The organism is Algoriphagus terrigena DSM 22685 (assembly GCF_000429445.1).
Taxonomy (GTDB): domain Bacteria; phylum Bacteroidota; class Bacteroidia; order Cytophagales; family Cyclobacteriaceae; genus Algoriphagus; species Algoriphagus terrigena.
Genome location: NZ_AUBW01000014.1, coordinates 135,514 through 146,982, shown reverse-complemented (window position 1 = coordinate 146,982; position 11,469 = coordinate 135,514). Strand labels below are relative to the sequence as shown.

Genomic DNA, 11,469 nt, shown 5'->3' with positions numbered 1-11,469 from the left:
TGCCAACTATGAGGTGAGCAAAGCCTGGCAGGTGCGGGAAAACTTCAAGGAGTTGTTCAGTGTAGGAAAGCTTTTCGCCAGACTGTTGTTTAACCGATGGAGTACCGATGCGACTCAAAGAAAAATCAAAGAAATAGACAAGGTCGTAGAGATGTTTAACAGGCATGTTTCCGGAGTGGTCAATGCATTACTCACCAACCTAAACAATGCAATGGCCGAACGCCTAAACGGTAAAATACAGGAACTCAAAACAGTGGGAAAAGGCTATCGAACATTCGCCAACTTTAGAAGCGCTATTTTATTCTTCCATGGAGGCCTAAACTTATATCCTCACTAACTTAAGGGTAGAACCGAAATAAATAAGGGCCTTTTTCTTTTTTAGTAGCCAAAATCCAAGATCACATTGAATATCAAAGAAGATCCTCATGGCCCCATTTTTTGGCTTTCGCTTTATAGTATTCCTCTTTCCAGTCGTAGTCCGCAGGAAATTCCACTTTTGATTTGGGCAAAGACTTCATGTATTCCACCAGCGTCAACCCGTTGGGGAGGGTAGTTGGAGACTGGAGGAGAGACTGGAAATGGTCCTGAACCAAATCAGAGACGCTCCTGTCCTGAGATTCGGCATATTGTTTAATCTTCTCAAGCATCTTTTCTTCGATGGTAATGTTCAGCTTCTTTTTCATAGGATACGCATGAATATTCAATTATACGTATAAAATGAATTTCAAGTGAATTAAAAGGCTGACTTTCGGTTGATTCTCTTGAAGTCAGAATCTTCCAGAAGTTCTAATCTGGGATTTGTGATTCTTTATTTTGGGATTTTAAATCCTACGAAACGTCCTCGGAATTGGAAATTCCGAGGAGCGGTGTCTTCTTAAGAAGGATCCACATCCACCACCCACCTCACGGATCGAAACTCAGGCCGGGACTGAAGTTCTTCCAGGATTTTCCCCAAGCTTTCCTTGAACGTCATCTGTGTGTTTCCAGACCGGTCCAGCTTGATCATACTTTCAAACTGGTATTGATTCTTGATGCGGGCAATAATTCCTTTTTCCGGACCAAGAACGATCTTTTTTGCCTGGATGGTTGCCATCTCCCGGTGTAAAGCATGTGCGGCTTTTTCGGCGACATCGAACACCGCGTGTCTGGTCACGATCTTTACCAACTTCACGTAGGGAGGATAGTAGAACTTCTTCCGGTCAAACATTTCCTGGCGGAAAAATTCAAAATAATCGCCTTTGATCACCTTTTCGAAAAGCTCGTTTTCAGTATTCCTCGTTTGGATGACCACCTGACCCTGGATTTCTCTTCGGCCTGCCCGACCTGCCACTTGGGTGATCTGCTGATAGGCTCTTTCTCCGGCCCGAAAATCCGGAAAATTCAAAATCCGATCACCGTCCCAAATCCCGACAACGGTCACCTTTCCAAAGTCCAGCCCCTTGGTGATCATCTGAGTCCCGACTAAGATGTCGATCTGCCCGGCTCCAAACTCATCCAGCAGTCGCTGGTATCCATATTTATTGCGGGTTGTGTCGAGATCCATCCTTCCCATTCGGGCTTCGGGAAAAAGCAAACTCAAGGACTCCTCGATCCGCTCCGTACCCATGCCCATCGTGGTCAGTTGGGTGCTTCCGCAAGCGGGACAGGATTGGGGTACTTTTTCCTTATATCCGCAATAGTGACAGCGCATTTCTTCCGCGAACTGGTGATAGGTAAGGCTGACGTCGCACTGCACACACTGGCCCGTCCAGCCACAATCCTCGCACTGAATGTAAGGGGAGTAGCCGCGGCGGTTTTGGAAGATCAGCACCTGCTCTTGCTTATCCAGAGCGGCTTGGATCTTTTCGCGCATCAGGCGAGTGGAATCCAGCTTGAGCAGGTTTTTCTTACGATCGGCCGAAAGATCCGCGAGATGATATTCCGGCATGCTGGCATTACCAAAGCGGTGATTGATTTCGGTGTAGCCAAATTTGCCCTGTGTGGCATTGTAGTAGGTCTCAAAAGAAGGCGTCGCCGACCCCAAAAGCGTGCGCGCTTGGTGAAAGTACGCCAGCATCGTAGCCGCATCCCGGGCATGAAACCGCGGCGCGGGGTCAAATTGCTTGTAGCTCGGCTCGTGCTCTTCATCCACGATGATCAATCCGAGGCTGTCAAAAGGCAGGAAGATGGACGATCTCACGCCAACGACAAATGAAAACCGTCCGCTCAAAACGCCATTCCAAACTTCGACCCGCTCGTTGTCGGAATACTTGGAATGGTAGACGCCCATCTGCGAACCAAACACCTGTTTGAGCCGGCTGACGATCTGCGTCGTCAGGGCGATCTCGGGCAGCAGCATCAAGACCTGTGACTCGCTCTCCAGTACTTCTTGGATGAGTTTAATGTAGATTTCGGTCTTGCCGCTGCCTGTCACACCATGAAGTAAGACGGTTTGTTTGGTCTCAAAGTGAGTCTTGATGTCCTCCAGCGCTGTTTGTTGCGTGGGTGAAAGTTCGGAAGCCGCTCGTTCCGGTTCCTCCTCTGCCAGCCTGTTCACGACGACCTTAAAGGATTCGAAAACTCCATTTTTGATCAGCGTCTTGAGCGAACTTTCGGAGTCGCCTTCCTCCAAAAGCGTGGCTTTGTCCACTCCTTTTTCGTTCAGTTTTGGCTTTTGAAAAACCGGCACATCCCGAAGGTATTTTAGCAGGATGGATTCTTGTTTGGGTTTGCCGGAGACGGCTTCAAAGAGCGCTTCCAAAGCAGATTTGCTTTCCGAAATCTCTTTCGTTAGCCTGATTCTCGTCTCGACCTTCGGCGTGTATTTCTCCTGAACTTTCTCAAAAATCAGGATGGCCTCCTTCGCTACCAGACTTTTGAGGATTGGGTGAATTGTCTTTACCCCGAGGATTTTTTCGCAGTCTTCGTAGCTGATCTCCTCCGTGTTTTCCAGCGCCTCCAGGATCTTTTCCTCCCGGATATCGAGCGGGTATTTACTCGTTTCCCGGTCAAAATTAGGGTTGAGCTGGATCTTGCTTTCGCTCGATAGCCGCAATCCCGAAGGTAGAGCCGCATGCATCACCTCGCCGATGTGGCAGCAATAGTACTCCGCCATCCACACCCAAAAGCGGATTTGGAGCGGATTGACGCTCGGTTGAATGTCCAAAATATCCAGAATGGGCTTGGCTTCATACGCCTGCGGCGGCTTGTTGTGCACCTTCCCGATGATGCCTGTGAGGACTTTCTTCTTGCCAAACTGGACGATTACCCGCGCGCCAATCTGAATCTGGGGCTTCAGAAGCGGTGGAATTTTATAGGTAAACATCTTGGGAATCGGGACGGGCAGGATGATATCTGCGAAATTGTTTCCGCCTTTATCCAAAAAATCCTGGTCTCCAAAAAGACTTTCCACTAAATCAGTCTAGGTAAGGTAGTTGTGCAAACGCTTCCTCCAGCGCACTCACCGGTCGGCGGCAGGCGCGGTCGAAGCAGACATAAATTAAGGCATTTCCATCCGGATCGGGTGTTTTTCCCTGAAGTATCGGGGCAATTTTTGTCAAAGTTTCTGACCAAGCCAGGATCGAATTGGGAACATAAGCTTGTAAAAGGTCCAAGGCCTTGGCTTGAGCGCCTTCTCCGACGATCGCAATTTCGGCGGTCGGTACTACGGATTCCAACAGAAAATGGGCCCAATTGCAGAGGAATCCCGGCTCGCGCAAGACCAAGTCTTTCATGCCGCCGAGCATCTTTCGCGCGACTTGGCCGTATTTTTCTTCATAGGTCAAAAGGGACAGCCGATGGAGATTTCGGGCCATCACAGAGTTGGAGGCGGGGATGACATTGTCAAAAAGCTCCTTTTTGTTAGCAATGAGTTTTTCGGCTTTTGGGTTGTTGAAAAAGAAAAAACCGTCGCTCTCGTCATGGAATTGATCCAGACAAAAGTCAGCCAATTCCTTTGCTAAATCCAACCAAGAAACATTTCCAGAGGCTTCAAAAGCCATCAAAGCGGCTCGGATCACCGCGGCGTAATCCTCCAAAAAGGCGGGTGTATAGGCTTGGCCGTTTTTGTAAGAGCGATGCAAGACCTTCTCTACTATCATCTTTTCCTGAATGAATTTCAGGTTTTGAAGTGCCAGATCCAGCATCCGATTTTCTCCGGTAGCGTGATAGGCCTGAAGCAATCCCGCTGACATCAGTCCGTTCCATCCAGCCAGGATCTTGTCGTCCTTTCCGGGAGAAATCCGCCGATTCCGAACCTTTAAAAGCATCTCCTTCACCTCGCTCAATTTGATCTGAAGCTCGGTCTCGGTCATTCCAAACTCATTTGCCACGTCTTCATAGGATTCGGTCTGAAACAGGATATTCTCGCCTTCCTCCCAGTTTCCGCCCGATTTCAGATTATAGAGTTTGCTTAGCCAGGGTAGTTCGTTCGGGACAATCTCTTGTAATTCGGAGTACGTCCAGATGTAGAATTTTCCCTCAATTCCCTCGCTGTCTGCATCCTGCGCTGCATGAAAACCACCTTCTTCCTGAACCATTTCTGCTTCGAGCCAGTTAACGGTTTCTGTGATTTTCTCCATGAAAAACGGATCCTTGCTGACTTGGTAGGCTTTTGCGTAGAGCTCCAGCAACTGGCCGTTGTCATAGAGCATCTTTTCGAAGTGTGGAGCAAACCACTCTCCGTCGACCGAATAACGTGCAAATCCCCCGCGGAGGTGATCATAGATCCCGCCCATTCCGATCTTTTTCAGGGTAAAAAAGACCTTCTCCTTCAAATCCTCATTCTTTGAAAGCAAGGCGTAATCCAGTACAAAATCCCAGATCGCAGGCATCGGAAACTTCGGAGCCCGGTTCATTCCGCCCCATTCGGAGTCAAACTGGGAGGTCAACTTAGTGACGAGTTCAGCCAGATCATCCGGGTCCAGCTCGGCCTCGCCGGAGACGATCCCGTACTTTTCGGCCTCGCCTCTGCTCAAGCTCCGGCCAAATCCTTCGGCGCTCTCAGCGAGCTGATCTTCATGATTCGCAAACGCCTCGCCGATGTTAGTCAGCAATTGTTTCCATTGCTGGTTTGGGAAGTAGGTGCCACCGTAAAATGGCTTTTGGTTGGGCATCAGGAAGACATTCAACGGCCAACCGCCCTGCAAGCCCATCGCCTGAACGGCATCCATGTAGATGTTGTCGATATCTGGCCGCTCTTCCCGGTCGATCTTGATGCAGACAAAATGCGCATTCATCAGCTCGGCCGTGGCCTGATCTTCGAAGCTTTCCCGCTCCATCACATGGCACCAGTGACAAGCCGAGTAGCCAATCGACACCAAGATGGGCTTGTTTTCAGTTTCAGCTTTGGCCAGAGCTTCCGGTCCCCAGGGAAACCAATCCACAGGATTGTGTGCGTGCTGGAGGAGGTAGGGGCTTTGGCTTTTGGAGAGGCGGTTCATGGATTGAAAAATTGGAAGATTTTAAAATTGCAAAATTGGTTGAGCGTTGAACTTGCTTTTGGCCAACTCCCCCTTTTCCAAAGGGGGTAGGGGGATTTACTTAATTTGAATCTTTACCTGCTCGATCTCTTTGGAAAAATCGAATTCGCCGTCTAATCGTTCCAGCTTTGCCAGAAGGTTTTGGAGAAATTTTCGATGAGAAGGGGATTCCGGATTGAAAGGACGATGTGCCAAATCCATTCGAATTTTTTCGATTTCGGTTACTTTTTCCTGAGTTGCCTTGGCGAAAATGGATCGCTGCCACTTTTCCCAGACATAGTTTTCTGCCTCCTCAGTGGGATGAATTAAGTCCGACTTGTAAAAGCGATAATCGCGCAATTCATCCATCATGATCTCGTATGCAGGGAAATAGCTGACGACATCCATTCGTCGTTCGAGATTTGCACAAAGAACCCGAAGCATACTTTTGCTCAGATGATTCTCTGGGATTCCGTCTTTGATGTGACGAACCGGGCTCACGGTCAGGATGATTTTGAGTTGAGGATTTTGGATTTGGATTTCCTTCAACACTTTTGAAAGCCCTTCCTCCATCTCTTCGATTGGGCTGAGTCGCTTTTCGAAGGACTTTTGCGGTTGTTTGTGACAGTTGGCTACTCTGCCAAATTCGCCCAGTTCATAGATCCAGGAGGTGCCCAGAGTCAGGATGAGGTGCGAGCCTGATTTCAGGTATTCATGTGCGGAGCGCTGCTGCTTTCGGAAATTTTCCCTCAGCTCGGCGCCGGTCTTTCCGCTGATATCCGAGTGGCTGTGGTAATGGAAAAAGCAGTCATCCCGCTCCAGAATTCCGCTTTCATCCATCGGGAGGAGATCCAGACTTTGCGCCAGCAGATCGGCAAGATTCAGCGGATGAAAGATCGTCCCAAAAGGATTGACCAGGATGTCAAACTTAGTGTCGCGCATCTTTTGCCCGATCGTCTGGGCAAAGCAGGAACCCATACTCAGGATCGTGCTTTGGTGGGAGATAGGAAACCGGGATTCGGAGATCGGGAAATCGATAGACCAGCGCATTCTTGAATTTGATGGTGACAGAACGTTGAAATTGGCTATTTCTGGGTAGTTTTTGAAAAATAATTTGAAGACGTTGTGATTTTTATCCCACGCAGAAGACTAATTGTTCAAAATCAAATCAATGACCAAAGAGGAAGAGTTTGTGCAGCTGATCCAGACAAACCAGGGGTTGATCTACAAAATCGCGAGTATCTACACCCGCGATCGGGAAGAGCAGAAGGATCTTTGTCAGGAGATCATCTATCAGACTTGGAAGTCTTTTGACTATTTCAAAAAGGCGGCAAAACCCAGCACCTGGCTCTATCGAGTCGGTATGAACACGGCCATCACGCATCTGAACAAGCGTAAGAAGCATCCTAACGGAGTGTCAATTTCGGATTCGAAACTGGATTTTGCTGAGGAAATGGACTCTGGCGAAGAGGAAAAGATGGAGCTCCTCTATTCGGAAATCAGAAAACTCAACCTGCTGGATCGTGGGATTGTCTTCCTTTTTCTGGAAGGAAAGCCCTACGAGGAAATTGCGGAGATCATCGGCATCAGTGTCAGCAACGTCGGAACCAAGATGTCAAGAATCCGCGAAAAGCTGAAAAAAGGAATCAACACCAACTAAACTACTACAACAATGGAACTGGAAGAAATGAAGTCACGCTGGCAAGATCTCAGCGTCAAAGTCGAAAGGCAAGAACGAATTCAAAAAGATATCCTCCTGGAAATGACCAAGACCAGATTCAAGAGAAAGCTCGATGGAATCCGCCTCCCCGAGCTGTTTGGGACCTTGATCAGCTTGGCTTATGCTGCTTATCTGGTGTTTAATTTTGGCAAGATTGACCTTTGGTTCAATCAGATTTTTGCGGTAGCCAACGTCCTGTTTTTTGTCATCTTGCCTTTGGCAAGTCTGATGGCAATCCGTCGGATGAATGCCTTACAAATCAACCATTTGGCCATGACAGAAATGGTCGGGGAATTTCAGCGGGCAAAGCGAAACTTCTGGCGGGTGCAACAGGCGGCGGTTTGGCTGTCTGGAGTGATCGTACTCACGCTCGTTCCCGTCTTGGGAGATATTCAGGACAAGATGGGCAGGTTTCTCGAGGCGGAGTTTTGGATGATTTATATCCCACTGGCTCTGGCGTTTCTGTTCTTTTTCTCCAGATATGTGCTGGGCAAATACCGAAGGATTATCAATCAATCCGAGGACATCTTGCGGGAGGTGTGAGCAAACTTTGACGGAATAGGTGGTAAAAAGACTTCTCAAAAGGAAGTCTTTTTATCTTCCGTAAAGAGCCCCAACTCTCTGCACATCCGCAAGACCTGCGAATCGCCGAGTCCATACTCTGGAGCGCGCTTTTGGAACTCTCCGAAAAGCTGACCAAAACTCGAGGGCTGAATGTCCCGCTGAATCTCCAGAATAGTCGCTTTGGGTTTACCCGGAAAATCTCCCATCGGCATCATGTCTCTCCAGGCCTCGACGGCAGGCTTTAAGAAAGGGAACCTTTCGATAAAGAGATCGGCGATTTTGAGAGCTTCAAAGACGTCGTTGTTTTGGAAATGTATCCAAAGATCTCCCAACACAGCGCGCTCTCGCTGGCTTAGTTTCTTGGATTTCTTCTCGTACGTCTCGATCAGTTGTTTTTCTCCCAAAACCGAAAAGTGGTAGGGGGAGTCCGGGTAGGGGAGCACCAGATTTACTTCGGCTGGGTGTGTTTTCAGATAATTGAACAGAAACCAGAGATTGACCTGGCAGAACAAATCCTCCTCGAACCAGCAGTAAATCTGGCTGTCAGCCGGGATGGATTTGATCTTTAGAATCTCCAGATACGAGTGCGTGTAGTAGTCATGAGTGAAGTCGCCAGGATAACTTTGCTGGATAAAGCTCTCCCGAAGTTGCCAGAGTTCTTGTCCCTCCTTGGGCATGACGGGCCCATCGACCAGACATTCCCTAAAAACAATGCGCTCTCCGGTGATTTCCTTGGGAAATTGGGATAGCAAAGCGTCCCCGTTTAGAATATGATAGATCATAAACTTGGATACTTTTGTTTGGTAAACTGGTAGGCTTTGGCGATGAATTCGCGGAGGATGTCCTCGTTCAGGTCGGAAAGCTTGTTGGCATAGATGCATGAGACGCTTTTTTTGAACTTGCCGAGTTTCGCCAAAAGCGGTTCAGCTTCCTCACCCATGCAGCCGACCAGGTAAAGGGAATGTGCGGCTTTTCGTGGAGAAAAGCCGACGATCGGAGCGTCACCCTCGTGCCCTGTCGCATACTTGTAGTGATAGGATCCAAATCCGATGATAGTGGGTCCCCACATTGCGGCTTTCTCGCCGGTGATTTCCTCCATCATCTGCTTGAGAGCAAACGCATCTTCGCGTTTTTTTGGGCTTTCTACCGCGTTGATAAAATCGTCGACGGAGACCTCAGTGGGTTTGGTTTTGGTTTCGGCCATGGCTATTCCTGATAGAGTTCGATCGGCAAATCGTCCGGGTCGGAAAAGAAGGTGAATTGCTTTCCCGTGTGCTCATCCACCCGAATCGGCTCTGCCTGAATTCCGAATTTACTCAAATCTTCCGCTGCTTTCCCAATGTCTTGGACTCCAAAAGCCAAATGCCGCAAACCGCAGGCTTCCGGACGAGACACGCGATCAGGAGGATCGGGGAAAGAAAAGAGTTCGATCACATACTGTCCATTGAGTTCCAGGTCGAGCTTGTAGGATTGCCGTGCTTCCCGATAGACCTCGCGGATGATTTTCAATCCCAAGATCTCCGTGTAGAAATGCTTGGACCGCTCATAATCCGAGCAAATGATGGCGATGTGATGGATGGAAGTGAGGTTAAGCATTTTTTTGGTTTTGTCAACGGTCCACAGACGACAGTCAACCATACCAGGCTGTGGACCGTGGACTGTTGACGGAAATTAATTCATCAAATGTTTCTTCAGAAAGTCCGCCGTCAGCTGCCCGACTTCGATCATATTCTCCCATTTCATCCAATGGTGCGTGTCCCCCGGGATCAGCACCGATTCGTAGGGCATTCCAAGTTCCTCAAAGCGTCGGATCAGGTCGGTCGTCTGACTCACTTCCACATTGCGGTCATCGTCAGAATGGATGAAAAGCACCGGGCTCTTCCAAGTGGCCAAATCCGGCATCGGTGAGGATTTCCACGCTATTTCTTTGGCTTTTTCATAATCCGGCGCCACTTCGTAGCCTTCCGGCAACTCGTATCTTCCATCCAAATCATGAACCCCGTGGATGTCCACGCCGACTTTGAAAAGTTCAGAGTCCCGAGCCAAAGCCAAGGCGGTCAGATAACCTCCATAGCTGCCGCCATATACCCCGATTTTGTCCGGATCAACTTGGGATAGAGCGGCCAGAAATTCTCCCCCTGCCTTGATGTCCTGGTACTCCACTGCTCCCTGATAGTAGCCATAGGCAGGTCGGTGAAATTCGTAGCCGTAACCGATTCCCAAGCGGTAATTGACCGAAAGAACTACAAAACCAAGCTCCGCCAAGTACTGATTGTAAGCGTATGTATTGGAATAGTAATCCATGTAGCTCCAGCCGAGGAGCATCTGTCGTTGCGGTCCGCCGTGGATGAAGACCACGCTGGGTTTTTTGGCTGCGCCGCCTTCTTTTTCAAAAAGCTGCCCATACACCGTCGTCCCATCAGGAGCTTTGAAACTCACCTGCTTGGGAGTGACCAGTGTGCTTTGAGGAAAGTCTGAGGGAATACTCAATTCCTGTAGAAGCGAAGTTCCCTTTTCGGTTTTCACAGTGACTAGATGGGAGCGCTGAGGTGTGGCCGAGAAATAGGCCAGTTTTTCAGTTGTACCGATCGCGACAGGATAGGCTTCGATACCGGAGCCTGAAGTTTCCCAAGTCAGCTTTTTGGTACCCAGATCAATGGAACCGATATGTCTTCGGTCCAGATCTTCTTTTGCCGTCCCCGTGTTTCCTGAAAAGATTACTTTCTTTCCATCAGGACTCAACTTGATCTGCTCGACCATGTATTCCCCAGAGGTGAGGGACTGGAGGTTTTTGCTAGCAAGATCTAGAGCGAAAAGATGCTGCCAGCCCTCGTGGTAGGATTCGAATACCAGTTCCTTTTCATTGGGGAAAGCAAAAAAACCATAGCGATAGGAGCCGCGGAGCGTCTCAGGTGCTTTCCAAAGCAGCGCGCCTTTACCGCTTTCGACATCTGCCAGCCAGATTTCCCAAGGAACGTACCTCGGTTCCAGCAGCGAGAGTGCCGCTCCGCTACCTCCCAAAGTCTTGATAAAAGCGATCTGGCTGCCGTCGGGAGACCATTTGGGTTGGGAATAACGGTGAAAAGACGGGGCAATCCAGTGAATTGGAGTCTCCTGATTTGCATAGATCCCCAGTAATTGGTGTCCTCCACGGCTTATTGTGAAAGCCAATTTTTTTCCGTCAGGCGAAAACTCCAGGGAATTGACATTTCCTTTGATTTGAAAGAGCTGAGCTGGTTTTTCTTCTCCACTCAGGTCAGCTTTCCATACTTGCCCATTTTTGAGGTAGAGCAATTGATTTTGTGGTCCCACGACGAAGTCATCGCCTTCCACAACCGGTTCCGCTGTTTTGCTATCCAGGTTGATTTTCCAGATTTCAACCTTTGGCAAATTCGGCATATTCAAAGCGTTGACGGTGGAGGAAGCATTTCCGCCACCATGGTCGCCGCCGCGGACAAAGACCAGCCAGTTGCCATCTGCCGTGAATTTCAGGTTGCTGATTTCCTGCCCGTCGTCCTCGTTGAACTGAGTCATTTTTACGGGTTGGAAATCCGTTCCTTCAGCAAAGTAGACATTGCGTTTGCCTTGTTCATTCATCGCCCACGCGATCTTTTCCCCGACAGGCGAAGCCGTCAACTCCGAAGGAAAGCTGAATTTTCCGACCTGCTCCATGGTGAAGGATTGGGAGAAAAGAGGTTGGGAAAGTAAGAGAAAGTAGAGGAGAAAAATGGGGATTCGTTTCATGGG

The 11,469-nt window shown here is 49.0% G+C and carries 11 protein-coding genes; 3 read left to right on the top strand and 8 right to left on the bottom strand.

Going from position 1 to position 11,469, the window contains the following annotated elements; all coding sequences use genetic code 11:
• Positions 1-337 (top strand): transposase (locus G459_RS0114230; protein ID WP_026968239.1); only part of this gene is annotated, 337 nt, incomplete at its 5' end.
• Between the two features lie 73 nt (positions 338-410).
• Here the strand turns inward: G459_RS0114230 and G459_RS0114225 are convergent.
• The 4 genes from G459_RS0114225 to G459_RS0114210 all read right to left on the bottom strand — a co-directional run bounded on the left by G459_RS0114225 (position 411) and on the right by G459_RS0114210 (position 6,488).
• Complete coding sequence (locus tag G459_RS0114225) at positions 411-683, bottom strand: DUF6364 family protein (protein WP_026968238.1); 273 nt, start codon at positions 681-683, stop codon at positions 411-413.
• A 191-nt stretch (positions 684-874) separates the two neighbouring features.
• Positions 875-3,391 carry a replication restart helicase PriA gene (gene priA / locus G459_RS0114220; protein ID WP_026968237.1) on the bottom strand — a complete coding sequence of 839 codons (2,517 nt, stop codon included), beginning with the start codon at positions 3,389-3,391 and terminating at the stop codon, positions 875-877.
• Between the two features lie 4 nt (positions 3,392-3,395).
• Complete coding sequence (locus tag G459_RS0114215; protein ID WP_035455986.1) at positions 3,396-5,420, bottom strand: thioredoxin domain-containing protein; 2,025 nt, start codon at positions 5,418-5,420, stop codon at positions 3,396-3,398.
• A 96-nt stretch (positions 5,421-5,516) separates the two neighbouring features.
• Complete coding sequence (locus G459_RS0114210) at positions 5,517-6,488, bottom strand: GSCFA domain-containing protein (protein ID WP_051315236.1); 972 nt, start codon at positions 6,486-6,488, stop codon at positions 5,517-5,519.
• 121 nt (positions 6,489-6,609) lie between these two features.
• Here G459_RS0114210 and G459_RS0114205 point away from each other — a divergent pair, with 121 nt between their 5' ends.
• Both G459_RS0114205 and G459_RS0114200 read left to right on the top strand, forming a co-directional pair.
• Positions 6,610-7,098 (top strand): RNA polymerase sigma factor, encoded by a 489-nt coding sequence (locus tag G459_RS0114205; protein WP_026968234.1) that lies wholly within the window; start codon positions 6,610-6,612, stop codon positions 7,096-7,098.
• Positions 7,099-7,110: 12 nt separating this feature from the next.
• Positions 7,111-7,701 carry a hypothetical protein gene (locus G459_RS0114200; RefSeq protein ID WP_026968233.1) on the top strand — a complete coding sequence of 197 codons (591 nt, stop codon included), beginning with the start codon at positions 7,111-7,113 and terminating at the stop codon, positions 7,699-7,701.
• A 35-nt stretch (positions 7,702-7,736) separates the two neighbouring features.
• Here G459_RS0114200 and G459_RS27585 read toward each other — a convergent pair whose 3' ends face one another.
• The 4 genes from G459_RS27585 to G459_RS0114180 all read right to left on the bottom strand — a co-directional run bounded on the left by G459_RS27585 (position 7,737) and on the right by G459_RS0114180 (position 11,466).
• On the bottom strand, positions 7,737-8,504 hold the full coding sequence (locus G459_RS27585; protein WP_051315235.1) for a DUF1835 domain-containing protein: 768 nt from the start codon (positions 8,502-8,504) through the stop codon (positions 7,737-7,739).
• Positions 8,501-8,926: a DUF1801 domain-containing protein gene (locus G459_RS0114190; protein WP_026968232.1), complete on the bottom strand. Its 426-nt coding sequence runs from the start codon at positions 8,924-8,926 to the stop codon at positions 8,501-8,503. Before G459_RS0114190 ends, G459_RS27585 begins: the two co-directional genes overlap by 4 nt.
• 2 nt (positions 8,927-8,928) lie before the next feature.
• Positions 8,929-9,318 (bottom strand): SMU1112c/YaeR family gloxylase I-like metalloprotein, encoded by a 390-nt coding sequence (gene gloA2, locus G459_RS0114185; RefSeq protein ID WP_026968231.1) that lies wholly within the window; start codon positions 9,316-9,318, stop codon positions 8,929-8,931.
• Between the two features lie 75 nt (positions 9,319-9,393).
• Positions 9,394-11,466 carry a S9 family peptidase gene (locus G459_RS0114180; RefSeq protein WP_026968230.1) on the bottom strand — a complete coding sequence of 691 codons (2,073 nt, stop codon included), beginning with the start codon at positions 11,464-11,466 and terminating at the stop codon, positions 9,394-9,396.
• Positions 11,467-11,469 lie beyond the last annotated feature (3 nt).

Bases quoted from the DNA above. Each gene is read 5' to 3' on its own strand.
- G459_RS0114215 (WP_035455986.1), bottom strand. From the start codon at position 5,420: ATGAACCGCCTCTCCAAAAGCCAAAGCCCCTACCTCCTCCAGCACGCA.
- G459_RS0114210 (WP_051315236.1), bottom strand. From the start codon at position 6,488: ATGCGCTGGTCTATCGATTTCCCGATCTCCGAATCCCGGTTTCCTATC.
- G459_RS0114225 (WP_026968238.1), bottom strand. From the start codon at position 683: ATGAAAAAGAAGCTGAACATTACCATCGAAGAAAAGATGCTTGAGAAG.
- G459_RS0114205 (WP_026968234.1), top strand. From the start codon at position 6,610: ATGACCAAAGAGGAAGAGTTTGTGCAGCTGATCCAGACAAACCAGGGG.
- G459_RS0114190 (WP_026968232.1), bottom strand. From the start codon at position 8,926: ATGGCCGAAACCAAAACCAAACCCACTGAGGTCTCCGTCGACGATTTT.
- gloA2 (WP_026968231.1), bottom strand. From the start codon at position 9,318: ATGCTTAACCTCACTTCCATCCATCACATCGCCATCATTTGCTCGGAT.
- G459_RS0114180 (WP_026968230.1), bottom strand. From the start codon at position 11,466: ATGAAACGAATCCCCATTTTTCTCCTCTACTTTCTCTTACTTTCCCAA.
- G459_RS0114200 (WP_026968233.1), top strand. From the start codon at position 7,111: ATGGAACTGGAAGAAATGAAGTCACGCTGGCAAGATCTCAGCGTCAAA.
- G459_RS27585 (WP_051315235.1), bottom strand. From the start codon at position 8,504: ATGATCTATCATATTCTAAACGGGGACGCTTTGCTATCCCAATTTCCC.